Here is a 26,107-nt window from a genome sequence, read left to right as displayed (position 1 = left end):
TAAGCATTTCCGGAAACGGCGAGATCGTAATACCGTCCCGGGACCCTGACAGGGTTATACCGGCGAGTTCATCCGATGAACAGACCAGATGCTGCTCCGGGTGCGTACCCCTGACGATCGAACAGTTAGTCTGGATCTCCGGACCTACTGATACCACGTAGGGAATCCGCTTCGATCCCGGGTGGTCGCTGGAGAGAACCATGAGCGGCAGGTGGTATTTCCTGACCAGTTCCAGAAGCATCAGGGCGGGCTCGACCGGACCCGCTTCGGGTGCAGAGACCACCACCAGATCACCGGCATGGACGCCCTGGCAGTATTCTTCATGGCTGGCCTCGATGCAGAGAGGAAAATTCTCATGGACAACTGCTACGAGAAGAAAAGAGTGGATGCCCTTCACGTGCAGGACATCGTCGCCAACGGAAACGTTCATATCTCCACAACGTCTTCCGACTGGCAGGAAGGACACATGGGCCGTTTGCCGATCCCCTTGAACTGTTCGCCGCAGTCCTTGCACCGGTAGTCTTTCGTCTTGACCCGGTCTTCGGGAAGATCGACATCCAATGGTCCGCCAACACTACACATGCTCCAATCACCTCAGTATCCTACTCCCCCATTGTATTATTTATGTCTGTTTACGGTTCCGGTACAGTCCGGTTACTTATCAAGGGGAGCCTCCATTCCCTGGAGATCAAGATCTACGACATTGGGCAGACACAAGTGACGATGTACTCGGAAGCAAACGTGTTCTGAGGTATTTGTTTTTTTAGTCCGCCAATGGGATTTCCTAAAAAACAAAGATCTTTTTTTATCTTATACCGTAACTCCAAGGATGTTGAGCAGCACAAGGACGAGCACGCCCGGTAGTCCTCCCACACCGCAGATGATCAGCGTTGCAAGACTGTACCCAAGATCGGGCTTGCCCACCCACTGCATGACCTGGAACGTGTTTAAGATAAACAAAAAGATAAGGCCGAGAACGGCGTTGATGACCAGCACCGCGAGTTTTTTTACCAGATAATACGCGATGGCAAGGATGATGACGATAAGGATGACGGCAAGGATGATGTCACTCATAATTACTTACCAATGACCCGCACCTTATTAATTTTTACCGGGGGCAGGATATACGATCCGACGGGACGACTCTCTTTCCCGAGCGCGACAACCTGATGCTGGAGATCGAAAACGTTGCCGGAGATCATTGCTCCCCGGATCGGCTCTGCAAGAGCGCCATCCTTTACCCGGAACGGGTTGGACATCTCGACCGAGAAATCCCCGCTCATGGGGTTTGCCGTGTGTGCCCCCACCACGCTGTGGACGTAGATCGCAGGTTCATCAAAGAGTTCGTCGCGTTTCCCATCCACGACAAAATTGTGATGGCCGATCGCGGGAAGCCCGGCAAACCCGCCCCTGATAGCACTGCCGGTGGATCCCTTGCCGGCCCGGTATGCGGTCTTGAGGTCGTAGGCAAACGCTGTAAGGATGCCGTCCCTGACAAAGTCCAGCCGTCGGGTGGGGGTACCCTCGGCATCGAACCACGTGCTCCCGCCCGCCCCCTTACGGTGGGGGTCGTCGTACAGGGAGAGCAACGGCGCGGTAACCGTTTCGCCGATCCGGCCGGCCAGTTTCGAGCGGCCCTGCAGGACGTTACGCCCGTTCAGCGCCGGTACAAAGATGTTTCCGAGCAGGTCCGCGTATGCCATGGGGGAGAGGATGACATCGTACTCTCCCGAGGGGACATCCTTCCCTCCTGCCGACCGGGATGCAAGAAATGCCGCCCGTTCGCCGACCCTTTCCGGGTTCACCAGCGCCCGTGAAAAGGCATGATCGAATTCGTACCCGGTGGACTGGCCGCTGATTGCTTCGAGCGAGATGGAGACTTCCGACTGTCGGGACGCGTACCGGATACCGTGGCTGTTCGCAAAGGTGATCTCCCCGGCCGCGATCCCTGCTCCACCCGCGGTTACCGATGCCTCCGGGTGCGCCGCAGCCCCGTTCAGCATCTCCCGGAGCAGGTCGTGTGCCATTGCCGGTTCGATTGCAAGGGACAGATCGTACGCGAGATCCTCGACCGGGAGCGTGACCGGGTCCGGCAGCCCCCTCCATTCCTGCGGCGTGGCAAGATGGCCGCCGGCGATGGCTGCATCAAGACAGGCCTGCCATTGCTGCGGGTCGTTCGTGCTCGACGAACCGATCTTCCCCTTGTCGATGGTGCGGATGCACAGGCCGGTCTCGATCGATGACGAGCAGAGGCTCACGCGACGCTGTTTTAAGTCGGCGGAGACCGAAGTCCCGGAAAAACAGTACACCTCAAGTTCGTCGACCCGCTTCTCACCCTGCTTAAAGAGTTCCTCAATCCACGCCACTGCCACCCACCACCGCATCGCGCAGGAGTACCAGCGGGGCGCCGTCGCTCACCGGCACGCTCTGCCCGCCTTTCCCGCAGTATCCTGAGTGCATGACCCTTTTTTTCCCGCACAGGACGATCCCGTGGAGCGTTTTTAAGATCTCCCCCGAGAGCGAGACGTCCCTGACCATCCGTGTCCGCTCCCCGTTCTCGATCAGGTACCCGTACTCCGCGTTGAACTGGAACACACCCCGGCCCGGATCGACCTGCCCGCCCCGCGAACCGGCAAGAAAGATCCCGTTTTTGCATTCCGCGAAGATCTCCTCATCGGTCGCGTCCCCGGCCTCGATGAACGTGTTGCTCATCCGCACGAGTGGCGGTTTACCGGGCATCGCCCGGGCATGGCCGGCAACGCCGTTTCCGATCGCCGCAAGGGTCTGCCGGTTGTGGAGGAAAGAGTTGACCTTCCCGGCGCGGATGATCTCGGTCCTGGCCACCGCGATTCCTTCAGCATCGACCGGCTCAAACCCGAACTCGTGAAGGGACGGGTCATCGACGATTGTAAGCGAAGCGTCCCCGATCTTTTCGCCGGTTCTCCCTTTAAGGACCGAGTTTCCCTCTTCGATAAGGTCGCCTTCGCTCGCGTGGCCCACGGCCTCGTGCGCGAAAACACCGGCAAGTTCCGGGTCAAGGACGGCATGCATCTTCCCGCCTTTTGCAAGACCGGCGTCCAGCAGGGAAACGGCCATCTCCGCCGCTTTCCTGCCCATATCCTCACGGTGCCGGAGGTTGAAGCCGTGGATGGTGTGATCCGGTTCATAGCCCATCTGGACGGTTCCATTCCGAGATGCGACCACCATCACGGAAAATCCCGACCGGCAGCATTCATAAGAGTATTCGCTGCCGGAGCTGTCCATGAACCGGACGTTCTCAATCCGTTCAAGGTAGTTTGCCCGCCGGCTGGTCACCAGCGGCCGGTCCGCTGCCTTCTCGATCGCGAGGAGCAGCTCCGCTTTCTCTTCGATACTTACGTTGCGGCAGTCCTCTCTTACCGGGGGAACAGCCTGTATCGTGCGGGGTACATCGCCGAGATTGACCGCATCATCAGCCACCAGCGCAAGCTTTTCGGCAGACGCCAGCATTTCCTCGAATTTTTTACCGGATACAGGGGTGTAATTATCGATCTGGAGGATACCCCATCCCCGGGGGCCAAGAACCCGGATCACGGCCTTGTTATAAAAAGTGGTGCCGGCAGACTCAATCACACCCATATCGACATCGACATGGGTAGACTGCCCACTCACCTGCCGCAGGTCGTAATACCGGATGCCGGGCGTCTCGGTCATGCCGGTGTTTTGTTGATGGCCGGGACATCCGCAAATACCGACGTCGACCGTATCGCCATCTGTTTGAGCTTAGAAAGGAACCCTTCCATGTTCTCCGGGACGAGCGCGTGCTTAAGCACCTCGTCAATGGTATCCACAGGTATGATCGTCACGAGGGGCTTGTACTTCTCCTCAATCATCACATCGTTGATGTTGGTCCGGGGGATGAGCACGGTCTTGATCCCGGCCTTTGCCGCCGCCTCGATCTTGAATGTCACGCCGCCCACCGGGAGCACGTCGCCCCGGACAGAGAGCGAGCCGGTCATGGCAACGTCCTGCCGCACCGGGATGCCCTCGATTGCGCTAATCACGGCCGTGGCCACGCTGATCGAAGCCGAGTCGCCTTCGACACCGCCATAGGTGCCGATGAACTGGATATGGATATCGATATTTTTCACATCTTTACCGGTGAACTTCTTGAGGATCGCGCTCACGTTCTGGATCGATTCCAGCGCGATCTCCTTTAGCATACCAGTGGCGATGACCTCTCCGCCTTCTTTTCCGATAGCCGGAGTCACTTCCGCCATGATCGGAAGCACCGATCCCGAATCGGTTCCCATGACCGCAAGCCCGTTGACGCGGCCGATCCGGGTTCCCTCAACCACCGTGAGCTCGTATTCCCGGCTCCTGCGGATGTACTCGTCCGAGACCTGGTCCTCGATCGTCCGGGCCGTAGTTTTCGCCGTGATGACGTGAGCTGCCGTGGTGAGGGTCGCCCCTTCCTGCCGGGCGATATCGCCAGCGATACGGATGAGCCCTCCCATGTCACGGAGCTTTAAGGTCAGGTGCCCCTTGCGGTTCGAGCGCCGGCGGGCTTCGCGGATGATCTCGTCAATGGCGCTCTTGTCGAGATGCGGGATCTTCCCGTCGTTTTTGACTTCCTGCGCAATGAACCGGACATACTTTTCGCGGTTCTCTGGAGTATCATCCATGCTCTCGGCCATGTAAACTTCGTACCCGTAACCCCGGATACGGGAACGCAGCGCCGGGTGCATGCCCTGTATCGCATCGAGATTGCCTGCCGCAACCATGACGAATTTGCAGGGAACGGGTTCGGTTCTCACCATCGCACCGCTCGAGCGTTCACTCTGGCCGGTGATCGGGAATTCACCTTCCTGGAGCGCGGTGAGCAGGTTCTGCTGGGAGGGGCGGTCGAGCGTATTGATCTCGTCGATGAAGAGCACTCCGCCGTTCGCGCGGTGAATGGCACCGCCCTCTACACGGTCATGCGCCGGCGTCTCAAGCCCGCCGCTCTGGAACGGGTCGTGCCGGACATCTCCGAGAAGTGCCCCGGCGTGCGAGCCGGTTGCATCGATGAAGGGGGCCGCTTTCTTGGAGTCGTTGGAGACGAGGAGTTTTGGTACCATCGCCTCCTCGCGGGGCGTCGTGTACCGGAGCGCCATGAAGACGAACGCTGCGGCGATGATCCCCATCAGCCACTGGTATGTGATAAATGCGTACCCGATGATGCCGATAACGAGAATCAGGAGAAGGGTGTTCCTGAACTGGATCTTTTTCTTGGCCTCAGCCTTGTGGGCGGCGACGATCTGCTTGCCCCTGCCTGCGGCGACAGTCCTGATAATCGGGTTGTTGGGATCGTCGGAGTTCGGGTAGACGAGGATATCAAGGAGCTCCTCTTTTGGCAGGAGCTCGGCCATCGCCTTTGCAAGCATCGACTTGCCGGTCCCCGGGCTTCCGATCATCATGACATGCCGGCGCTGGATCGCGGCTTTCCGTATCACTTCGACCGCACGCTCCTGGCCGATCACCTGGTCGATCAGCTTTGCCGGAACCTCGATCTGAGAGGATGCTCCTTCGACAACTTTTGCCGCCTGCCCTGTAGTACCAGGTTGGGGCGCTGCTGCCCCGGGAGTTGCGGGCTCTGACTGTGGGACCGGGGAGACTGCCTCATCGCGCACCGGTACTGCTGGTTCCGAGTTTTCCATTGGAGATTTTACCTCTTTTCACCCTTCGGTTTCCATATAATTTGACGCATGATAGTTTAAGTACTTTGTAGCAATTGCAAAAATCCTGTCACACCTCACGCACCATGCAAAAATAATACAACCAGCAGGGTGTAATAGTAAGGCAGGGAAAGGTACGCCCCCACCCACCACAAAGGGACAGGAACGTTATCATGAAAGTGATCAGCACGGAAAAATCCCAGATTCTTGCCGCCCGTATCGCCGGGGCCTTAAACACCTCAATCGTTGATGTGAAATTCTCGCGGTTTCCTGACGGCGAGCTTTACCTTGCTGCCGGTGAACTTGACGATGAGACCATCATTGTCGGGAGTGTCACCGACAGCGATGCGCTCGTCCAGCTGCTCCTCTTAATCGATGCCTGCGAGGGCTCAAAAAACCACCTCGTCCTTCCCTATATGGGGTATGCCCGCCAGGACAAACGGTTCAGGAATGGGGAACCGATCAGCGCCCGTGCGGTCGCCCGCCTCTTCGGGAGAGGCGTAGAAAACTGCATCACGGTCAATATCCACGAACCGGAGGTACTGAAATATTTCGATGTACCCACGACCAACCTCTCGCTTGCAAAGGACATGGGTGCTTACCTCAGGTCCATGGGCCTGTCCGACCCCCTGATCCTCGCCCCGGACGATGGCGCGCTTGGCTTTGCTGATGACGTGGCATCCGTGGGCGGATGGGACTACGACCACCTGGAAAAGACCCGGCTCTCAGGGGTCGATGTGAAGATGGCGCCAAAAAAACTCTGTGCTGCATCGCGATCGGTGGTCATCGTAGACGATATCATCTCGACCGGCAGCACGATCGCAACGGCTGCGAATATGCTGTACCAGCAGGGGGCAACGGAGGTCTATGCTGCCTGCGTCCATGGCGTACTGATCGGCGGTGCGTATGTGCATCTGAAGGCAAACGGGATCCGGGAAGTTTTCTGCAGCGACACTATCGAACGGGGATGCAGCAGGATCTCCGCTGCCGACCGTATCGTGGCTGCCTTGCGGGGCTGACTGCCGGGAGCAGAAGACCGCGCCGGTAAGGTCTGGATAAACCATGAAGTGCGTCCTCGATTCCACGGTTTTTTTTACGGATTACCCGGTCACCGGTGTGTGCTACACGACGCCATCCGTGGTCGCGGAACTGGTGGATCTCAAGAGTAAATGCCGGTACGATCTGCTCGTCGCCGCCGGGCTCACCGTCCGGTCTCCCGCGGGGCAGGATCTCGCACGGGTGAGGGAGGCAGCCAGGAAGTCCGGGGACCTTCCGGTGATCTCCGGCACTGACTGTGACGTGATCGCCCTTGCCGGAGAACTCGGGGCCACCATCTTCACGGATGACTTTGCGATCCAGAACGTGGCCGCAGGTATGAGGATTGCCGTGCAGCCGCTCCGGCAGCGGGCGGCAAAAAAGATCGCGTGGAAATACCGGTGCAGCGGCTGCGGCCGCTATTTCAAAACCGACGGGGAATGCCCGGTCTGCGGCTCAAATATTAAACGAAAACTTAAATAGATTACCACAAATCTTTTTTGCATGTCTTCCCTTGACGATCTGATCGCCCGGGCAAAAGTGCTGTTATCCGAGGGGCACAGCCCCGGCCAGATTGCAGATGAGCTCTCGCTCTCCATGGAAACGGTGACCTGGCTCCTGACCCAGGCAAAAGGAGGCACGGCCGCACCAAAGGACGTGCATATCGACTGGACTGCGGTGAGCAGCCAGGCTCCGCTGCTGGACGGGATCGCCCAGATGCTGCTGAACCGGTATTATACTGCGCAGAAAGACCCGGCATCACCAGCCGCAGATGTCATTGTGGGTATCGCTCTCTCCGGCATCCCGCTTGCAACGATTATCTCAGTTCAGGAGGCGACACAGCTTGCGATCTACCATCCTTCAAAGCAGAATGCGAGCGAGCACCCGATCGGGTCGATCAGCGGGAACTTTGCTTCTGTCGCCGATGAACGCTGCATCATTGTCGATGACGTTATCACCTCGGGCAATACGATGAGGGAGGTCGTCAAGTACCTCAAGAAACACGGGGCGGTCCCGGTTGCGATCTGGGTGATCTTCGATAAGCGCGGCATCAAGGATATAGATGGCGTCCCGGTCTATTCGCTCTTCAAAATATCCCGTATTGATTAACCAATTATTTTTCTGCAGACCCCGCAAGGGAATGGTATATATAGAAGTTCAATTCCACCTTTTACAGCACTAGAGGATCACACATGTTATCAGGTCAACCAATTATCATCCTAAAAGACAACGTGGAGCGTAACACGGGCAAGGAGGCCCAGCGCTCGAATATTATGGCCGCAAAGGCAATCGCCGGTGCGGTCCGGACAACGCTTGGTCCCCGGGGTATGGACAAGATGCTCGTAGGTTCTACCGGCGACATTGTCATCACCAATGACGGGGCGACAATATTACAGGAAATCTCGGTCCAGCACCCCGGCGCAAAGATGGTCATCGAAGTGGCAAAGACTCAGGACGACGAGGTCGGGGACGGAACCACCACGGCAGTCGTTATTGCCGGCTCGTTAATGGAGCAGGCAGAGCATCTGCTGGAGCAGGGCATTCACCCGACCGTGATCGCACAGGGATACCGGCTGGGTATGCAGAAGGCCCTTGAGATCACAGACTCCCTCTCCTTCAAGGTCGACCCGAAGGACAGGAAGACGCTCGTGAAGATTGCCGATACCGCGATCACCGGCAAGTCGATCGAATCGGTCAAGGGAAAACTGGACGGCATCATCGTTGATGCGGTGATGACCATCGCAGAAAAGGTCGACGGAAAGTACCTTGCCGATGAAGACGATGTGATGATCAAGAAGCAGAAGGGCAAGTCGATGGACGACGCCGAGCTCGTCAGAGGGATTGTCCTTGACAAAAAGCGTATAAGCGAGGGCATGCCAAAGAAGGTCACGAATGCCAAAGTTGCACTCATTGCAACTCCGATGGAGATCACAAAGACGCAGGTGAAGGCGAAGATCAAGATCACGACGGCCGACCAGATTTCAGCCTTCTCCGAGCAGGAGCGGGCGACATTAAAGAAACTTGCCGATGCCATCATGAATGCCGGCGCGAATGTGGTGCTCTGCCAGAAGGGCATCGCAGACCCGGTCCAGTTCTTCCTTGCAAAGAACGGCATTTATGCCGTTGAAGATGTCCCGGAAAAGGACCTCAAGTATGCCGCCCGGGCGCTGAATGCAAATATTGTCAATAAGCCTGAGGACCTGACCGCAAAGGATCTCGGCCACGCCGAGGCTGTCGAAGAGGACAGCGATATCGATATCACACGTATCTCCGGCTGCAAGAACCCCAAGACCATCACCATCCTCGTACGGGGCACGAGCGACTACCTTCTCGATGAGCTCGAACGGGCCGTGGTCGACGGTACCCGCGTGGTCATGGACGCGATCGAAGACGGCACCTACGTTGTCGGAGGCGGCGCGGTCGAGACCGAACTTTTGATGAAGATCCGGGATTATGCCGAGACTGTCGGGGGCCGGGTCCAGCTCGCTATCGAGGGATACGCGACGGCCTTTGAGACCATCCCCCGAACCCTTGCCGAGAACTCCGGGTACAACTCGATCGACAAGCTGGTCGCACTTAAGAACGCCCATGCGAAGGGAAAGAAGACGGCCGGCCTCAACGTCTTTACGGGTGAGGTTATCGATATGCAGGCCGAGGGAGTACTCGAACCTCTCCGGTCAAAGCGCCAGTCCATCCAGAGCGCTTCCGAGACTGCCATCATGCTGATCCGTGTCGACGACATGATGATCACGCAGTCCAAGAGAGCCCCGGGCATGCCGCCCATGGCATAAGCCCGGACAAGAATACCTGACCTTTTTTGTTGTTTGTGATACGTATCTGCACCCGGGACGCCATGTCCTTCTTAACACACCAGATTCGTGCGGTGCGATGGAAATCAGATAACTATTAGTGGAATCGCAAAGAAAATGATCTGAACCGGGTGCCGAGGTAGTCTAGTCCGGGAAGGCGGTAGCCTCGAAAGCTACTGGCGCTCTGCGCCTCGGGAGTTCAAATCTCCCCCTCGGCGTAAACAATCCCCTTTCTTTTTTTTGGTTTGTTCTCGGAAAAATTAAACAAATCGGCACATCTAGTCTCCGATTGTAATTAAATCCCATATTTCAGAGGATTTTCCTCTCCCCGAAATGTAAAAAATTCTAAATATACCCTGTTCGTAGTATAACATACCTGCGGGCATCCCGTACGATTGCCGTATTCCCATGATCGATCCTTAAGGTGAAGACCATGTTCCGGATCAAGAAGAACAAACCGAAGATCTCAGCTGATGTCAGATCCTTCCGTACGGTACGGCGCCTCAACATCAACCGTACCTATACGTCATTAAAGATTGGGGTGGTGGCCGGGTATATCCTGCTCGGGCTGATGTCGGCATCCTCGTCCATGTTCGGTATCATCGTCGGTGCGTTACTCCGGGTGGCCGGCTACTGACCGGCCCGGGATCCTTTTTTGCACGGCCGCCTTTGAGCGGAAAAATTCTCTTTAACCGGGCGTCAATCGTTTCATCCGTCATCCTGCCAGTTTTTTCGGGATTGGGTAGACACCTGCGCATCTCTCCGTTCTGGGAAGTGCTAAACCTCAAAGAAGAGTTCGTGAGAAAAAGACTGACGCTGGCGTTTTGTGTGACAATCTGCAGTGAACCCGGATCTGGGCCGGGTAAATTCCCCGGGTTCACAAACCCCCCTCCGCTTATCCATCAATGTACCTGCCCGACCCCCCCATGCCACCATACTATAATTTCAAGCGAAATTAACGTTGTGAAATTTCCCCAGAAAGTCTTTTTTCCCGCGAGGTCATGGAGGGGTCGCATGGGTACATTACTAAAAAGATCCCTAAATTTCTACGAACTTTGTGAAACCTCACAAGTCTTGTGCAGGAAAACTATAGTCATAGAAATACGATTATGGAGGACAAAACGGCATAAGTACCCGGAGCCAGTCTGGTGCTGATTGGGTGGGGGGTCTGATGGGTACATTAAATATACCGACAGAAACTATGGAATCCCACAAAGAACCAAAAAAGGTTTTGTTGAAACCCTCAAATCAAGTTCCACGCATTGCAACCTTTTAAAATAATTAACAGCGGGTATCTCTGAACTGGGGAGGATTTCTCATGAAAATCAACAAAGTTGGGTTAACCAATCTCACCAAAACAAAAACCGGGTATTCGATTTTCATGCTTCAGGTGTGAACTCCCGTTCATGTGCGTTTCAACAGAGCCAAAAAAATTCAAAAGAACATCAGGACGCCAAGCGTCCCGTGGATAACCGCACACGCGATGGAGAACACCGCAAGCCGGGGGTGCCAAGCAAAGGGGATCGCATGGATGCCGCGCCGGTTCATGATGGCAACGAGAGCGGTAACAAGAAAACCTGTGAGCGTCAGGATCCCCAGGTACATGATGAGCGGTTTGCCAAAGATCGGGTAAAAAGAGATTTCCTGCAGCATCGTCAGATCACAACCACAGAGCCCTGCATCTGGGGATGTATGCCGCAGGAATAAGTATAAACGCCGGTGTCGTAAAATTTCACGGAGAACGACTGGCTGGCTGATAGCGGACCGGACGGATCAATCTTTGAGTCCTTGGAAAACACGACCGAGTGCACAACCTTGTCCTTGTTAACCCACCGCACGATCTCGCCGGCCTTCACCGTGATCTGCGCCGGGTTATACACCATATTCTGTATGAGGACTGTATTGTCCGAGACCGAGGCGGTCGTTGTCGCTACAGGTGCAGAGATCGTCACGGTATTCACCGGTGCAGGTGTTGTTGTGGCAGCAGGCTGACCCTGCTGCGCAGTCTGGGTACATCCTGCCATGAGCAGGAGAAAAATGACTGCCATACAGAGAAGAAGAATGTGTTTCATCAGGGAACCCTCCTCATTTTCTCTCTAATGATATGTACAGCCCTGCTTCTTTAAAGATCCGGGAGCGGGTATGATACCATTACACCCGCCCAGATGGGGGCACTCACTCCCCGGCATCCGCCTTTGTCGCGCCTGGCTCTGCATCCGGCATGAGGATGACCGGTACCTGCACAAGGGTTTTCGTAAACTCCCCGATATGGTAATAATCCGCAAGCACCATCGCTTGGAAATCCAGCGCCGTGAGCGCTGCAGCAAATTTCCATGACTGAAAAGAGGGCAGCGGGAGGAGCCCCGCAATTTCTTCGGCGGGGATTGCCGGGATATCACGGATCGCTTCTGCCACCTTCACGGCGGCACCGATCTTTCCGGCCCGCATAACCCGCACCCGATAATCATCATACCTGACCTGAACCCGGCCGAGCAGGCTTTTTATGAAATACGCCAGCACCCGGTTGAACCGGCTGCCGTAAAAGGAGTACACGACCACCTCCTTTCCGCTGTTTCCCCGTTCCTCCCGGACAAAGATACCCTGCCCGCCAATCCCGGTGGGAAGAGTGTGAAGCGCCGCATTAAGGGCCTCCATCTCCCCTTCCCCAAGCGGCAGGGCGGTCCCGCCCCGGGCAACGATCCGCTGCACTGCACCGCAGATCACCGGCGAGAGCGCGGCCTCCTCGCCCGCAGTCCAGAAAACCCTAGATGTACCCCCGCCGTTCCCGCCCGGCACCACTACCACGAGGTTGTGGCTCTCGTCGCACTTGACCACCGACCAGGTTTCCCCCCCGAGCGCAAATTCCCCCGGGTCAGAACGGTTGGCAAACCGGGCATCGAGGCTGCCCACCACCTCGCCATCCGGTGTCACCGCCCGGTACTCGTTCCCCCCGCTGATCACCGAGTACAGTTCCCGGTAATTCGATCGCCCGAACACCCGTTCCGCTTCCGCACCAGGCATCAGCATCTCGCCGTCAGCGGCAAGATAGCCGGCAGAGACAAGATGATCGAGAATTCGATCCACGTCACCAGCGGAGAGGTGCGCAAATGCGGAGAACGTAAGGAGATCGCGGGCAATCGTACTCCGGCCGGCCCTGGATGCAGAGAGGACGTAGAGGAAGATCTGCTGAACGAGCACGTTATACGGTTTTTCCAGCGGCAGGAGAGGTTCAACCTTTTTTTCCATGGCGCATTCGATCACCGCGCAGCTGGTGAGGAGTTCCGCCGGATTGGAAAGGAGCCAAGCGATAAATGCGGCCTGTTCCCGCCGGCCGCTCCGGCCCATCCGCTGCAGGAACGAGGAGACCGAGTCCGGCGGGCCGACCTGCACTACGATATCCAGGTCCCCGATATCGATCCCCAGCTCCAGCGTGCTCGTGCAGATAATGCACGCCCCCTCCCCGCTGTGGAACGCTTCCTCGGCCGCCTTTTTTTTGGCGGGCGGGACCGAAGAGTGGTGGATGTGCAGGTTTTTTATCCGGCCGGATGCTTCCTGCACGATCGCTTCTGCCATGCTCCTGCTGTTGACAAAGACGAGCGCTTTTTCCCCGGCAACAAGCCCGGACAGAGCGTCGATCCTTCGGGCCGGGTCGGGCTCAATGACAAAACGGAACTTTTTTGCCGTTGCCGGCGCAGGGACGGCAACGAGCCTTCGGGGATGGCGGCCGCCCGAGAACCACGCGAGGATCTCGTCCGGGTTCCCGACCGTCGCCGAGAGCCCGATCCGCTGGAGCGGGGCCCGGGCGATCCGGTCGAGCCGGTCGAGAAGGATTTTTACGTGGACTCCCCGCTCCGACTCCACGAACGCGTGCAGTTCGTCCACGATGACGTACCGCAGGTTTGCAAGGTCGGCGCCATGCCCCTTTTCATGCAGGAGCACTTCGAGCGACTCGGGTGTGATCAGCAGGAACTGCGGTGCTTCGTCCACGTTCCATCCCCGTTCGCCTTTCGGAACGTCGCCGTGCCACTTTGTCACGGAAAGGCCGGTGGGCCGGCAGAATGCGGCGATGCGTTCCTCCTGGTCGTTGATGAGCGCCTTCAAAGGCGAGAGGTAAAGGCAGGCTACCCCCTTCGTGCCGGACTTCAGGATATCATCCAGCACCGGTATCAGGGCGGCCTCGGATTTTCCCCCTGCAGTCGGTGCGATGATAAGTACGTCGTTTCCCCCGCGTATTGCCGTATACGCCTGTTCCTGCACCTCGCGGAGTTCGCACCAGCCCAGCCGTTCAGCAAGCACGGCACGGAGGGACTCGTGCAGGTTGGAAAATACCGATGGCCTGTTCGTAGTACTTCATTGTGCCGTGCGTATTATGGTCTTTTGGGGAGTCCTGCCGCTCTCGTTCGTTGTGCTGCTTGTCCTCCGGAGCCGGTCCGGGCAGGAGATACCACCTAGCCCACCTTCACCGGCCGGTAAAAAAAAGAACAATTCCTGCACTTTTTTTTAAGAAAACCTTTTTTGGTTACGGGGCGGACTAGATAACTATGGAACTCGCGCAGAAGAAATGCTCAACATACAAGCCCGGCTCGCCGCCGCTCACACGGAAGGATACGGTCGAACTTTTAAAAGAGGTGCCTGGCTGGTCGCTTGATAACGGGCACTTAAAGCGCACGTTCACGTTCGAGGACAGTGAGACGTCCATCGAATTTTTAAACGATGTGCTGACGATATCTACCGAAGAGGGGCACATCCCGGATCTTGCTATGCGGGAAGGAAAATTCGTGGATGTCGGGTATTACACGTACCCGGCCGGCGGCCTGACCTTAAACGATTTTATCATGGCCACAAAGATCAACGCGCGACGGTATAACGAATAAACGGCCGGGCAGGAACTTTTTTTGGCCGGGTTGATTCTTGTGGAGAGATTGAGATATGGGTCTGCACATCCAGCCGTTCCAGCCACCGGTTTTTGACCGCTGGACACAATCTGAAGACGGCGGCAGGGTACCGTAAGACTGCGGAGAGGGAGATTAAGGTGCGACCGGTGTACCTTTCAGAAAATTTTCGTTACCGTGAAAAAACCGGGAGGCCCCTGTCTGGTTCTGCATAAAAAGAGACCACGTTACAGATCATCCCCGGTACGTGTTGCCTTCTTTACCGTTTTTTTCCCTTTTTTGCGGTCTTTGCAGCAGTCTTCTTAACACTCGCCGATGCTTTCTTTGTCTCTTTTTTCACCGTATTTGCGGTCTTTGCAGCAGTCTTCTTAACACTCGCCGATGCTTTCTTTGTCTCTTTTTTCACCGTATTTGCGGTTTTTGCAGCAGCCTTCCCAATACTCGCCGATGCCTTCTTCGTCTCCTTTTTCACCGTGTTTGCGGTCTTTGCCGCCCCGGTTTTCACCTCATCGGCAGTTTTTTTGGCCGCGCTGCCAAGTTTGCCAACACCTTTAGAAATCGATGTGTTGGTTTCTGCTGCGGCTTTGGAGAGTTTTTCCTGCAGTTTGAGTGACTTCCTGACAAGAACTTCATCGTCATCGTCAAGACCAAGCGTCTTGAGATCCTCTTCACTTATGCGGACCTGCCCTTCCCGTACCATGGTGTCAGCGATAACAGAGGTTGTAACGGATTTTTTAGTGGCTTCATTGATGAGATCTACGTGTTCCCCTTCATGGATTCCCAGTGCGGGCAGGTGTGCGATATTGAGACGCACCCGTCCCTGGCTTGGAAATGCCCGCTTCTTGAGGGTTAACCGGACTTCCTGCATAGTGGATTAACCGTCATGAACAGGTATATAACTTCCTGATTTCTGGTTTCGTATATGTTCCCTGCCTTATTTTTCTTTTGGAGGTCTCCAGAACACGGCATTTTCCCGGAATTTTTGGCAACGGAATATTTTCCGGGACACAAGGACACAGGGCTGCACTGATCGAAAAAGGGCGGAAAATTATTGAAACTACTGGTATTCCGGCGGCTGGACCTTCTTTGGGAGCCCGCCCTTGAAATGCTGCTGGATCTTGCCGTAATAGTCCCGCAGGTTGTCGTTCATGGTCGGGTGAACCTTTTTCTGGGCGTCTGAAAAGTGCTGCGGGGTCACCGTCGTTGCGCCATCCCGCAACGCAAACATCCCGGCCTCCCGGCAGAGCGCTTCGAGATCTGCACCCACGAATCCCTCGGTTATCAGGGCAAGGTCCGCAAGGTCCTTGTCCCGGACCGGGTCTTCGAACGTGAGGTTCTTCTCGCACATTAAGTCGACCAGCCTCCGCCGCCTTGCTCCTTTAGAGATCCCTGCACCCGCATCTTCCGCCGGCATGATGGCCGCTTTTACGGTGTCCGCAGTAATTTTTGCATCCTTCCCCAATTTCTCAACCAGTTCGCTGAGCGCGTCCTCATTGTACCCTTCGGTCAGGCCGACAATCTCTTCGAGCGCCGAACCTTCGAGAGGCATGAACTGCGTGTGGATGCCGATGATCTTCCTGCGATCCTCTAACGTAGGCTCACCGATGTAGACGAGCCGGTCGAAACGCCCGGCCCGGAGAAGTGCCGGGTCGACGATATCCGGCCGGTTGGTCGCGCCCATGATCACGACGTCCTTAAGTTCCTCAAGGCCGTCCATCTCGGTTAAGATCTGGTTGAGCACATTATCGATCACATGGGAGTCGCTTGAGGTCCCCCGTGCCGGGGCTAGCGCATCGATCTCGTCAAAGAAGATGATCGAGGGAGATACCTGACGGGCCTTCTTGAAGATCTCGCGTACCGCCCGTTCGCTTTCGCCCACCCACTTAGAGAGGAGCTGCGGCCCCCGTACCGGGATGAAATTGGCGCCGCTCTCGCTTGCGACAGCCTTTGCGATCAGCGTCTTGCCCGTCCCGGGTGGACCATAGAGCAGCACGCCCCGGGGCGGCACAATCCCGAGCTCGTCGAACCGGTCATGGTGGGTTAAGGGGTACTCGACTGCCTCGCGGACTTCGGTCTTTGCCGTGTCAAGCCCGCCGACCGCTTCCCACTTTACATGCGAGACTTCGAGCATTACTTCGCGCATCGCACTCGGACCCACGTCCCGCTGGGCGCTCCGGAAGTCGCTTGCGAGCACACGGAGCTTATCGAGCGTTTCCTGGTCTATCTCCTCCTTCTCAAGATCGAGATCGGGCATGTACCGGCGCAGGGCACGGATCGCCGCCTCCCGGGCAAGCGCAGCAAGGTCGGCGCCGACAAACCCATGGGTCTGCTGGGCGAGAGTGGCAATGTTTACGTCCTCGGCAAGCGGCATACCCCGGGTGTGGATCTTCAGGATATCGATCCGATCCGGTTCTCCGGGCACACCGATCTCGATCTCACGGTCGAAGCGTCCGGGCCGGCGCAGGGCCGCATCGATCGCATCGACACGGTTCGTGGCACCAATAACGACAACCTGCCCGCGTTCTTCGAGACCGTCCATCATCGTCAGGAGCTGGGCGACGACCCGGCGCTCAACCTCGCCGGTTACATCTTCTCTTCTGGGTGCAATGGAATCCAGTTCATCAATGAAGATGATCGAGGGGGCGTTCTCCCGCGCCTCTTCAAAGACCTCACGGAGACGCTGCTCGCTCTCGCCATAATATTTCGAGATTACCTCTGGGCCGGCGATCGAGATGAAATGCGCACCACTCTCACTTGCCACCGCCTTTGCAATCAGCGTCTTGCCTGTCCCCGGCGGACCGTAGAGCAGCACACCCTTGGGCGGCTCGATCCCCAGTTTCTGGAAGAGCTCCGGGTGCCGGAGGGGCAGCTCGATCGTCTCGCGGAGACGCTGGAGCTCGTCCTTTAATCCCCCGATATCCTCGTAACTGAACCGTTTGACCCCTTCGAATCCAGCGGCCGGCTTGTCGGAGAACTCGATGGAAGTATTCTTGGTGATGATGACAGCTTCCTCAGGCTCGATCTCGACGACCTTGAACGCGACGATCTGCGGCTGGACAAACGGCAGGCCCAGCATGATCGGGATCGAATCGTTTTTTACGACCGGGAAATCCAGGAGGCCGTTAATCACATGCGGGTTATTGGCAATCGGTATTTTCTTGGGGAGGTCTTCTGGGGGAGCGAGCACGACCCTTTTTGCCTCGATCTCCTCAGAGAGCGTCGATATCTTGACGGTGTCCCCGATGCTCACACCGGCATTGATCCGGGTAAAATTGTCGATCCGGATCTTGCGCTGGTTCCAGTCCTCGACAAGGGATCGCCAGACTTTTGCCACGGTCCGGCGTTTCCCCTCGATTACCACGAGATCCCCTGGTGAAATTTTCAGAAGGAGCATGGTTTCAGGATCGAGTCGCGCTTTTCCCCCGCCTTGGTCACCGGGATACGCGGAATCGACCTTCAGTTGCGCTTCAGGCATTACCTTAAAGGTCATATACGCAGGGATTTATAAGTACTGTAAATGCGAGTCCTTGTTTTTGACCCGTTCCACGGCGCAGCCGGTGACATGATCACAGCTGCCCTGCTCGACTGCGGGGCCGATCGGGAACGTGTCGCTGCCGCGATGCGGGCCGTTGTCGCGGAACCAGCGGTTGAAACCGTGACCCGGGCCGGGATCCGGGCCACGAAAGTGAATACCCACGCCACCCCGGTACACCGGTCGCTTGACGAGGTATTCAAGCGGCTCGATGATGCAAGCCCTGTTGTGCCTCCCGAAGTGCTTGCGACGGCTCGCCGGGTTTTTTCGCGGATCAACGCGGCAGAAACAGAAGTCCACGGGGCCCATGTCCACTTCCACGAAGTCGGGGCCGACGATGCTATCGCAGACGTGATCGGCGCCTGCACTGCCCTTGCCACTCTCCGGGTCGATGGCATCGCAGTGCTACCGATTGCGCTGGGGTCAGGTACGGCCACCGGATCGCATGGCACCATCCCGGTCCCGGCACCCGCGACAGTGGCGATCCTCAAAGGATCGGGACTTACCTCCATGCAGGGGAGCAATGAGGGAGAACTCTGCACACCGACAGGTGCCGCCCTGCTTGCGGAATTTTCCTCGCTTAATCAGGCCGATCTCGGCGGGTATACGATCACAGCCGTTGGCTACGGGGCCGGGAGCCGGGACACACCCCATTCCCCGAACGTGCTTCGGGCAATGGTGGTGGAGACGACCGGTGCGCTGCCGCAGGATACGGTCGACCTCCTCGAAACAAACGTGGATGACGTGAGAGGTGAAGTAATCGGGGAATCTCTTGCACGATTCATGGCTGCCGGGGCACGGGATGCGAGCGCGACGCCGATCGTCATGAAGAAGGGGCGTCCGGGATATCTTGTAACCGTTATCTCGCTTCCTGAAACGAGTGCTGCCCTTGCACGGCTCATGGCCCGCGAACTGGGCACGCTCGGGATCCGGTGCATCCCGGTGGTCCACCGGTTTGTCGCTGAACGAACGATGGCAGACGTGGATGTGGAGATATGCGGGCACAAAAAACGCCTGCCGGTGAAGTGCGGGTGGATGGACGGACGCATCTACACGCTCAAGGCCGAGTTCGATACCGCACGTGACTGGGCGGCGGATCTGGATCTGCCGGTGCGCGACGTGCTCCGCGCCATTGAGGACGCGGCGTGGAACCAGGTACGGGAAAAAAGGCAGGATGCAGGCCCGGGTGACAAATGAAGACCGACCGGCAGAGCAGCGGAAATGCAGCCCTCGACCGGCTGCTCGGCGGAGGGCTCGAACTCCGTACCATCACCCAGTTCTACGGAGGCCCGGCGAGCGGCAAGAGCACGCTCTGCACGATCGCTGCGGTCTCCTGCCTGCGGGCGGGGGGATCGGTGATCTATATCGATTCCGAAGGCTTCTCGATCGAGCGGTTCCGCCAGGTCGCAGGCAGTGACACAGAGGCGCTCGCCGACCGGCTCTTCCTCTTTGAACCTGTCGACTTCGAGCAGCAGGGCAGCATGATTGCCGAGTCGGACAAGGTCCTCAAGCTGCACAAGCCCGGGCTGCTCATTCTTGACTCAGCAACCGCTCTCTACCGCACTGATCTCGAAAAGGGACGGGACGCCATGCAGATGCTCACCCGGCAGATACTTCAGCTCCTCGGGTATGCGAAACGGTACGAACTCCCGGTGCTTGTCACCAACCAGGTCTACATGGACACCACGAGGAACACGTTTGCCGGCCTTGGCGGCATGTCACTCGAACACATCTCAAAAGCGATTATCCGGCTGGATCGTCTCGAAGCGCCCGGGTGGCGGCGGGCAACGCTCGTCAAACACCGGTCCCGGCCCGAGGGCGCTTCGTTCGAGTTTGAGATCGTGCAGGACGGGATCCGGGCAAAAGAATAATGCCTGCATTTCCCATCCGGGGGAAACACTCGTGACTTGAGCCCTGACAAGTGGGAAATGCTGAACCATTATATCTCATGGAACCGATATTACTCTCTTAATGATTCTAAGCCGGGAGATCACCGCACAGATCAAGGACGTCCTGGCGAAAAATCCGCAGGGCCTGAATATCACCGACATTGTCCGCGAGATCCATATCAACCGGAACACCGCAGGAAGATACCTCGACAAACTACTTATCTCCGGGCAGGTGGAGATGCGTCATTTTGGCATGGCCAAGATTTATGCACTCGCGCATCGCGTCCCGATCTCTGCGGTGCTCTCGATCTCCTCCGAGTTCATCATGCAGCTGGACAGCAGCCTGAGGATCGTTTTTGTAAACGAGACGTTTGCACACTTTCTTGCCACACCGGCCGATGACCTGATCGGAAAAAATATTGAATACACCCCAATGGTGACGGCATTTGACGATCTTTTCGCCGGTTTTCTGGAGCGGGTGAAAGAGGGGCTCAACGGCACCGAGTGGAGCGGTGAACTCGCCCCCGCAAACCATGAGATCATCTTCTTCTGCCGAATCGCCCCGACGGCCCTTGACAACGGGCAGAAAGGCGTCTCGGTCATCCTCGAAGATATTACCGAGAAAAAGCGGGCGGACGAGCTGCTGCGGGAGAGCGAGGAGCGGTACCGCGTGCTTGCCGAAGCGTCGAGCGACCTGATCTTCATGATCGGCCGGGACAACCAGGTCGAGTACATCAACAGCTATGCCGCAGGGATCTTCGGGAAAATTCCTGGGGAGATAACAGGGAATGGATGGGCGCACCTCTTTCCGCCCGAACTGGCGCACCGGCAGGAGAAAATACTGGAGCAGGCCTTTATCACCGGCATTCCCTCCCATAGCGAGGGACCGATCCCGGTGAACGGGGAGATGCGGTGGTTCGACCACGTACTTGTGCCGATCCCCGATGGACTGGGAGGCATCCGGTCGGTTTTCGGGGTCTCGCGTGATATTACCCGGCGCAAACAGGCAGAGGATGCGCTCATGGAAAGCGAACAGCGATTCCGGCGGACCTTTGAGGACGGCCCGCTTGGCATGACGATCATCGATCCGGAGCACCGGTTCACCCTCGTCAACCGGAGATTCTGCGATATGCTCAGCTACACCGCAGAAGAACTGCTGGGAAAATCATTGGAGGATGTGACGCATCCCGAAGACATCAGCCAGGCCCTGGAGAACCTGCACAAACTCTACACCGGAAACATCTCCCTTGCCCATGATGAAAAACGGTACTTGCGAAAAGACGGTACTGCCATATGGGTATCGATCACCGTCACCCCCATCCGGGACCGGGAAAACCGGGTCACTTCAACGATCTCTATTGTCGAGGATATTACGATAAGAAAGGCGGCAGAGACGCATCTCGTGGAAAGCGAAAGAAAATTCCGTGAGTTGGCGGATCTCCTGCCCCAGTCTGTCTGGGAGTGCGATCTTTCCGGTCATCTGATCTTTGCCAACCGGGGCAGTTTTGCGATGTATCGGTATATCCCGGCCGACTTTGAACGCGGACTCTCGATAGGGCAGATGATAAGCCCAGCTGATCAGCCAATGGTATCAGCCCTCGTTGCGCAGTCAGTGTCAAACCCGCCGGACCAGTTCCCCACCACCATTGAATACAGCGCCATACGCAGTGACGGGAGCACGTTCCCGATAAAGGTGTATGTCACACCGGTGATCAACAATGCCGCGATCACGGGTATACGGGGCATCGGGATCGATATGACTGAGCAGAAACTCACATCCGAGGCACTCCTGGAAAGTGAGGACCGGTTCCGGAGAATATTTGAGGACGGCCCACTCGGTATGGCGATAGTAGGCAAGGACTACCGGTTTGTCATGGTGAACCGGATGTTCTGCGAGATGATGGGGTACACTGCCGGAGAACTGCTGACTAGAACGTTTGCGGATATAACCCACCCTGAGCATCTGGATCAGGATATGGTTGAGGTCAAAAAACTCTATTCTGGCGGTATTGCCAGGTACCGCACGGAAAAGCGTTATGTCAGGAAGGATGGCTCCGAGATCTGGGGTTCGCTGACAGTCTGTCCGCTCAGGGATCGGGAAGGCCGCATCATCTCGACGCTCGCTCTTGTAGAAGATATCACTGAAAGGAAACAGTCCGGGAAATGAGGGGAGAGTGCAATAAAAACAGCCAGGATGCCTGCAAAATGCCGGACTGATTCCCTGAACTGAACGGATGCCCGGGGATACCAGTCACTTTCACTCCTCGCCTGCCGCCTCTTTAAATCCCGCGTCTGTCAAACGGGCATACATGCCCGGGTGCGGGGAAAAACTGGCAAAACTGACCTCCGGTAGCCAGTACGATGTCTGTATGCCGGGGGAGTGTATGCAGATGCTCACCTCAAGTGCCTGCATCACGTACAACCAGAACGCGAGCGGCTGCAACCGGATGCTCAAGGTGCTCCTTCACGGGAGCTGCTCGTACGACTGCGCCTACTGTCCTGTCCGGGTCGACCGGTCACGACTCTCTTTTGCCCCCCGCGAACTGGCAGAAACATTCTTTGGACTGTACCGGAAAAACCTTGTCGGGGGCCTCTTTCTCAGTTCAGGTATTCCGTATGACACCGATGACGTGATGAGCGAACTTATTGAGACCGCCCGGATCCTCAGAAACGAAGGGTATGCAGGGTACCTTCATCTCAAGATCCTGCCCGGGGCACAACGGCCTGACATCAATGAGGCTGCACAACTTGCAGACAGGATAAGCCTCAATGTCGAGACGACCGGAGAGAGCCGGCTCCGGGCCCTCTCCGGGATAAAGGACTATGCCGGCGATATCATAAAACGACTCGGCTGGATCGCCGAGGCGGCGCCCGGACATCATACAACGCAGCTCGTGATCGGTGCGGCAGGAGAAACCGATAGGGAGATCTTCAATTGTGTCACTGCGCTCTACGAACAGATGCTTCCCTCACGGATCTATTACTCAGCATTTAAGGCGCTCCCAAAAACCCGGCTGGCCTCCCGGGAAAGCACACCGGCCTGGCGCTCGCGCCGCTGGTACCAGATGGACTATCTCATCCGGGAGTACGGTTTTAACAGGACGGAACTGCTGCCCCTGCTCGAAGATTGTGGCACGCTCCAGAACGATGACCCCAAAGCCCTCCTTGCCCGGGGCCGGGAACCGGTCGATCCGAACGTTGCATCGTTTGCCGATCTCGTCCATGTCCCCGGCATCGGGACGGTCACCGCTCGTGCCATCATCCAGGCCCGGGAACACCGTACGATCCGGACGCCCCGGGATCTTGGCGTCCCAGGTTCCTGCCTGAAACGGGCGCTGCCCCACCTGGCATTTTCCGGCGCGGCCCGGCAGGCGACCCTCGCAGGATTCCACTAAGTGCTAAAGAACAGGGCCACAAAAAGAGATTAATAAGAGATAACGCCGGAAAAAACCGTGACGGCCGGGCCTTCCATCTTCACGCCATCGTTGAAGTGAATGGTGAGCGGGCCCCCCTGGGTCTCAACATGGACGATATCGCCCATGTAGCCGAGTTTGCGCACGATCACCGCACAGGCTGTCGCACCGGTCCCGCAGGAGAGCGTCTCTTCTTCGACACCGCGCTCGAACGTCCGCACCCGGATAGAATCATCGCCGGTCTTTTGCACGAAATTCACGTTTGCGCCGTTCAGGAAACTGGCATGATGGCGGATCGGCGGGGCGGCCGCGGTGATGTCGATACTGTCAACCGCATCGACAAGGATCACCGCGTGGGGGACGCCGGTATTTGCGGCATAGACATCGAACTCCCCGATACGCTCCCGGTATTCCCCGTCACCCGTGGCCGGGATATCCCGTCGTTCGAATTTCGGCGTGGGCATACGGATGGTCGCGGTAAAATCTTCATTGGCATATGCAAGGGCCACACCGACTTCCCCGGCGGGCGTTTCGACCGTGCAGGTCTCCCCGATGTACCCGGCATCGAACGCGTACTTGGCAAGGCACCGGATCCCGTTGCCACACATCTCGGCCTCACTTTCATCTGGCTGGAAGATACGCATCCTAATACTAGAGGTTGCGGACTTCGAGAGGTACAGGATACCGTCAGCCCCGATCCCGAACCTCCGGTCGCAGTAGAGGGCAGCAAAATGCGCCTTCATGTCATCGGGGATGACCATCTTCTCATACTCATCAATGAGCACGAAATCGTTGCCGTTCCCGTGCAGTTTGGTAAAGGGTATCTCCATCGCACTTCCCCTGTTGATCCGATGCATTCTTCTTTTTTTCCGGGGATGCCGGTTCACCCGGATCGTCCGGTATTCTTTCTCTTACTTTCCATCAATAAACACATCGGCCTGCTATGGCAGGACGACCGGAAATAATGTCCTCACTCACAGTTGAAACCCGCCGGCCCGAATGGAGTGTGGAACTCGTCGATCCCCCAGCCGAGGTAATCCCGGATGATGACATAGGCCATCTGCGGGGGAATCGCCCCCTTCTCGGTAACGATCAGGTCGACATACTCTGCCGGCGTCACATCAAAAGCCGGGTTCCTCACGGTCACAAGGGGAAGCGTCCGGGCGATCTCGTCGGGCAGCACCTCGCTTCCGGGCCGCTCTTCGATCCTGATGAGTTCCCCGAGGATCGTGCGGGGCGCAAACTTGTAGGTCTCAGCAGCGACTATCATGTTTACCCGGGCCTCGCGGGCGGAGTGGGCGACCTGCGCTGTCCCGATCTTGTTGACCACCGCGCCGTTCACTGTTACCGCGTCGGCCCCCACAATCACGAGATCGACATCGTTGATGAAGGATCTGACCGCAGAATCCACGATGAAATTCGTTTTTATGCCCGCATCGTTTAAGGTCCGAATCGTGATGAGTCCCTGGTTTCTTGGCCGGACTTCCGTTGCAAAGACCTCGATCTCCTTACCCTGCCGGTGCGCCTCGATGATACACCCGAGCGCGGCCTCCGAGTTGCAGTGGGTGAGGATCGTATCGCCGTCTCGGATGTGACTCGCGCCGAACTGTGCGATCTGTTCCACCGCGTGCTGCGATGACCTGATGAACTCATCAGCCCGTTGAACCACGCCGGCCCGGGCCTCTTCCGTGGTCTTTGCATGCCCGAGATCGGCCATGACAATGTGGACGGTATTAGGCAGGGAAACAGCGGTCGGGCGTGTGGCAAGGAGCGTGGATGCGGCACGCTCCATCTCCTCCCGGAACGCAGCCGGCGCCGGGGTCCGGACCGTGAGGGCATGGTCCCGCAGGGCTTCCGCGACTGCCCGGGCAATCCTTCCCGCCCCCCGGATCTCCATGTTCTTTATCTTGTCTGCAGTTTCAGATACGATCATCAGCTTCAATGATTCAATGGAGAGGGGATGCTACATAGAGCTTATTGCCGGGTGAAACGATGACAGTCGCCGTGGTTTTCGATAGTGCCGGGACGCTCTTGAACACGTACCGGGTCGCAAAAGAGGTCTCACGACAGGTGCTCATGCCCGGTATCGAAACTACGACGCTCACCTTCGCGTCACCGGACCGCGTCCTGATTGTCCTGCCGGTCCATTCCAAGCATATCATCGCGGCCCCGCCCGACATGCTGCTCTCTAAATATCTCGCAGATAACCAGATCGGCTTTGGGATCAGCTGCACCCGTAAGATCACGACCGCGGAGGAGATCGGGGATATGCTGTATACCGACACCCATACGCATGTCGGCGACCTCCAGGAGTGCATCCGTAACGTCTGGGGCGTCTGCAGGGACGAGACCATGCTCTCGCTCAACAGCGGCGCCATCCTCAACATGGCACACAAATCCATCGAGTTCACCATCACGGTGGGAGGCTGGCCGTTTGAAGGGGCAAAGGAGACTATTACCATACTTCACCGGATGGGCGTGCCCACGTTCATCGCGTCCGGCGACCGTTCGACAAAACTGGAGATCATGGCCGATCATCTCGGTATCCCCCGAGACCGGGTCTACGGGGTGGCGACCCCCTCGGTAAAGGCGCAGATCGTTTCGGATCTCAAAAACGAGTACGACCAGGTCGTCATGATCGGGGATGGAATCAACGATCTCGGTGCCTTTAAAAAAGCCGACACCGCGATCCTGACCGTTCAGCAGGCAGGAGACCGTCCCGAGGAACTCTTCAGGGCCGCAGACTACGTGATCAGCCATGTCGGAGATGTGCTGCCCATCATACAGGCACTGCTCAAATGTCCCAACACTTCCCGATCGTGACGACAGCGTGCATCATA

At 57.2% G+C, this 26,107-nt stretch carries 25 protein-coding genes and 1 tRNA gene; 13 read left to right on the top strand and 13 right to left on the bottom strand.

Translation table 11 applies throughout. The features are described 5' to 3' along the window. Together QZN75_RS04560 and QZN75_RS04555 are read right to left on the bottom strand one after the other, a co-directional pair. A partial coding sequence (locus tag QZN75_RS04560; RefSeq protein WP_292425357.1) for an alpha/beta hydrolase occupies positions 1–430 on the bottom strand: 430 nt, incomplete at its 3' end. Further along, positions 427–582, bottom strand: a complete 156-nt coding sequence (locus tag QZN75_RS04555) for a hypothetical protein (protein ID WP_292425355.1) — start codon at positions 580–582, stop codon at positions 427–429. The genes QZN75_RS04555 and QZN75_RS04560, both read right to left, overlap by 4 nt. Positions 583–624: 42 nt before the next feature. Here QZN75_RS04555 and QZN75_RS04550 point away from each other — a divergent pair, with 42 nt between their 5' ends. Continuing rightward, positions 625–750, top strand: coding sequence for a hypothetical protein (locus QZN75_RS04550; RefSeq protein ID WP_292425352.1), 126 nt, complete (start codon positions 625–627; stop codon positions 748–750). A gap of 60 nt (positions 751–810) precedes the next feature. Here the strand turns inward: QZN75_RS04550 and QZN75_RS04545 are convergent, their stop codons facing one another. The 4 genes from QZN75_RS04545 to lonB are packed head-to-tail and all read right to left on the bottom strand — an operon-like array spanning position 811 to position 5,678. Further along, entirely contained in the window at positions 811–1,074 is a 264-nt protein-coding gene (locus tag QZN75_RS04545; RefSeq protein ID WP_292425349.1) for a pro-sigmaK processing inhibitor BofA family protein, read from the bottom strand. Between the two features lie 2 nt (positions 1,075–1,076). Next, positions 1,077–2,366: a TldD/PmbA family protein gene (locus tag QZN75_RS04540; RefSeq protein WP_292425346.1), complete on the bottom strand. Its 1,290-nt coding sequence runs from the start codon at positions 2,364–2,366 to the stop codon at positions 1,077–1,079. Further along, complete coding sequence (locus tag QZN75_RS04535; protein ID WP_292425343.1) at positions 2,353–3,693, bottom strand: TldD/PmbA family protein; 1,341 nt, start codon at positions 3,691–3,693, stop codon at positions 2,353–2,355. The genes QZN75_RS04540 and QZN75_RS04535 overlap by 14 nt, the downstream gene beginning before the upstream one ends. After that, on the bottom strand, positions 3,690–5,678 hold the full coding sequence (gene lonB / locus QZN75_RS04530) for an ATP-dependent protease LonB (protein ID WP_292425340.1): 1,989 nt from the start codon (positions 5,676–5,678) through the stop codon (positions 3,690–3,692). The genes QZN75_RS04535 and lonB overlap by 4 nt, the downstream gene beginning before the upstream one ends. A gap of 191 nt (positions 5,679–5,869) precedes the next feature. Between lonB and QZN75_RS04525 the strand changes: the two genes are divergently transcribed. The 6 genes from QZN75_RS04525 (at position 5,870) to QZN75_RS04500 (ending at position 10,178) form a co-directional block, all read left to right on the top strand. Next, positions 5,870–6,715 carry a ribose-phosphate diphosphokinase gene (locus tag QZN75_RS04525; RefSeq protein WP_292425338.1) on the top strand — a complete coding sequence of 282 codons (846 nt, stop codon included), beginning with the start codon at positions 5,870–5,872 and terminating at the stop codon, positions 6,713–6,715. A 43-nt stretch (positions 6,716–6,758) separates the two neighbouring features. Continuing rightward, complete coding sequence (locus QZN75_RS04520) at positions 6,759–7,214, top strand: NOB1 family endonuclease (RefSeq protein ID WP_292425335.1); 456 nt, start codon at positions 6,759–6,761, stop codon at positions 7,212–7,214. Positions 7,215–7,235: 21 nt separating this feature from the next. Next, complete coding sequence (locus QZN75_RS04515) at positions 7,236–7,841, top strand: orotate phosphoribosyltransferase-like protein (RefSeq protein ID WP_292425332.1); 606 nt, start codon at positions 7,236–7,238, stop codon at positions 7,839–7,841. 83 nt (positions 7,842–7,924) lie between these two features. Further along, positions 7,925–9,523 (top strand): thermosome subunit alpha, encoded by a 1,599-nt coding sequence (gene thsA, locus QZN75_RS04510; RefSeq protein WP_292425329.1) that lies wholly within the window; start codon positions 7,925–7,927, stop codon positions 9,521–9,523. A 151-nt stretch (positions 9,524–9,674) separates the two neighbouring features. Beyond that, positions 9,675–9,759 (top strand) — tRNA-Ser (locus tag QZN75_RS04505). Positions 9,760–9,974: 215 nt separating this feature from the next. Continuing rightward, positions 9,975–10,178 (top strand): hypothetical protein, encoded by a 204-nt coding sequence (locus tag QZN75_RS04500; protein ID WP_292425327.1) that lies wholly within the window; start codon positions 9,975–9,977, stop codon positions 10,176–10,178. A gap of 797 nt (positions 10,179–10,975) precedes the next feature. Here QZN75_RS04500 and QZN75_RS04495 read toward each other — a convergent pair. The 3 genes from QZN75_RS04495 to QZN75_RS04485 all read right to left on the bottom strand — a co-directional run bounded on the left by QZN75_RS04495 (position 10,976) and on the right by QZN75_RS04485 (position 13,837). Further along, positions 10,976–11,194 (bottom strand): hypothetical protein, encoded by a 219-nt coding sequence (locus tag QZN75_RS04495; RefSeq protein WP_292425324.1) that lies wholly within the window; start codon positions 11,192–11,194, stop codon positions 10,976–10,978. A gap of 2 nt (positions 11,195–11,196) precedes the next feature. Beyond that, positions 11,197–11,613, bottom strand: a complete 417-nt coding sequence (locus QZN75_RS04490; RefSeq protein ID WP_292425321.1) for a plastocyanin/azurin family copper-binding protein — start codon at positions 11,611–11,613, stop codon at positions 11,197–11,199. Between the two features lie 103 nt (positions 11,614–11,716). Beyond that, positions 11,717–13,837: a DEAD/DEAH box helicase gene (locus QZN75_RS04485; RefSeq protein WP_292425318.1), complete on the bottom strand. Its 2,121-nt coding sequence runs from the start codon at positions 13,835–13,837 to the stop codon at positions 11,717–11,719. A 245-nt stretch (positions 13,838–14,082) separates the two neighbouring features. On the opposite strand from QZN75_RS04485, the gene QZN75_RS04480 reads away from it, so the two are divergent. Beyond that, on the top strand, positions 14,083–14,415 hold the full coding sequence (locus QZN75_RS04480) for a 4a-hydroxytetrahydrobiopterin dehydratase (protein WP_292425316.1): 333 nt from the start codon (positions 14,083–14,085) through the stop codon (positions 14,413–14,415). A gap of 277 nt (positions 14,416–14,692) precedes the next feature. On the opposite strand, the gene QZN75_RS04475 is transcribed toward QZN75_RS04480, so the two are convergent. Then, positions 14,693–15,301: a hypothetical protein gene (locus QZN75_RS04475; protein WP_292425314.1), complete on the bottom strand. Its 609-nt coding sequence runs from the start codon at positions 15,299–15,301 to the stop codon at positions 14,693–14,695. A 189-nt stretch (positions 15,302–15,490) separates the two neighbouring features. After that, entirely contained in the window at positions 15,491–17,908 is a 2,418-nt protein-coding gene (locus QZN75_RS04470) for a CDC48 family AAA ATPase (protein ID WP_292425311.1), read from the bottom strand. A 42-nt stretch (positions 17,909–17,950) separates the two neighbouring features. Between QZN75_RS04470 and larC the strand changes: the two genes are divergently transcribed. From larC to QZN75_RS04450, 4 genes are all read left to right on the top strand, one after another. After that, the gene (gene larC / locus QZN75_RS04465; protein ID WP_292425308.1) at positions 17,951–19,162 is read left to right on the top strand and encodes a nickel pincer cofactor biosynthesis protein LarC; all 1,212 of its coding nucleotides are present in this window, start codon (positions 17,951–17,953) and stop codon (positions 19,160–19,162) included. Beyond that, positions 19,159–19,836, top strand: coding sequence for a DNA repair and recombination protein RadB (gene radB / locus QZN75_RS04460; protein ID WP_292425305.1), 678 nt, complete (start codon positions 19,159–19,161; stop codon positions 19,834–19,836). The genes larC and radB overlap by 4 nt, the downstream gene beginning before the upstream one ends. 100 nt (positions 19,837–19,936) lie before the next feature. After that, positions 19,937–22,021, top strand: a complete 2,085-nt coding sequence (locus QZN75_RS04455) for a bifunctional diguanylate cyclase/phosphodiesterase (RefSeq protein WP_292425302.1) — start codon at positions 19,937–19,939, stop codon at positions 22,019–22,021. A 142-nt stretch (positions 22,022–22,163) separates the two neighbouring features. Next, complete coding sequence (locus QZN75_RS04450) at positions 22,164–23,249, top strand: radical SAM protein (protein ID WP_292425299.1); 1,086 nt, start codon at positions 22,164–22,166, stop codon at positions 23,247–23,249. Between the two features lie 29 nt (positions 23,250–23,278). On the opposite strand, the gene dapF is transcribed toward QZN75_RS04450, so the two are convergent. Together dapF and QZN75_RS04440 are read right to left on the bottom strand one after the other, a co-directional pair. Beyond that, entirely contained in the window at positions 23,279–24,097 is an 819-nt protein-coding gene (gene dapF / locus QZN75_RS04445) for a diaminopimelate epimerase (RefSeq protein ID WP_292425297.1), read from the bottom strand. 140 nt (positions 24,098–24,237) lie between these two features. Further along, on the bottom strand, positions 24,238–25,200 hold the full coding sequence (locus tag QZN75_RS04440) for a ribose 1,5-bisphosphate isomerase (RefSeq protein ID WP_292425294.1): 963 nt from the start codon (positions 25,198–25,200) through the stop codon (positions 24,238–24,240). Positions 25,201–25,259: 59 nt separating this feature from the next. Between QZN75_RS04440 and QZN75_RS04435 the strand changes: the two genes are divergently transcribed. After that, a complete protein-coding gene (locus tag QZN75_RS04435; protein WP_292425291.1) occupies positions 25,260–26,090 on the top strand; it encodes an HAD family hydrolase in 831 nt (276 codons plus the stop codon). Positions 26,091–26,107 lie beyond the last annotated feature (17 nt).

The organism is Methanoregula sp., from assembly GCF_003170075.1.
Taxonomy (GTDB): domain Archaea; phylum Halobacteriota; class Methanomicrobia; order Methanomicrobiales; family Methanospirillaceae; genus Methanoregula.
This window is presented reverse-complemented; position numbering and strand designations above follow the sequence as displayed.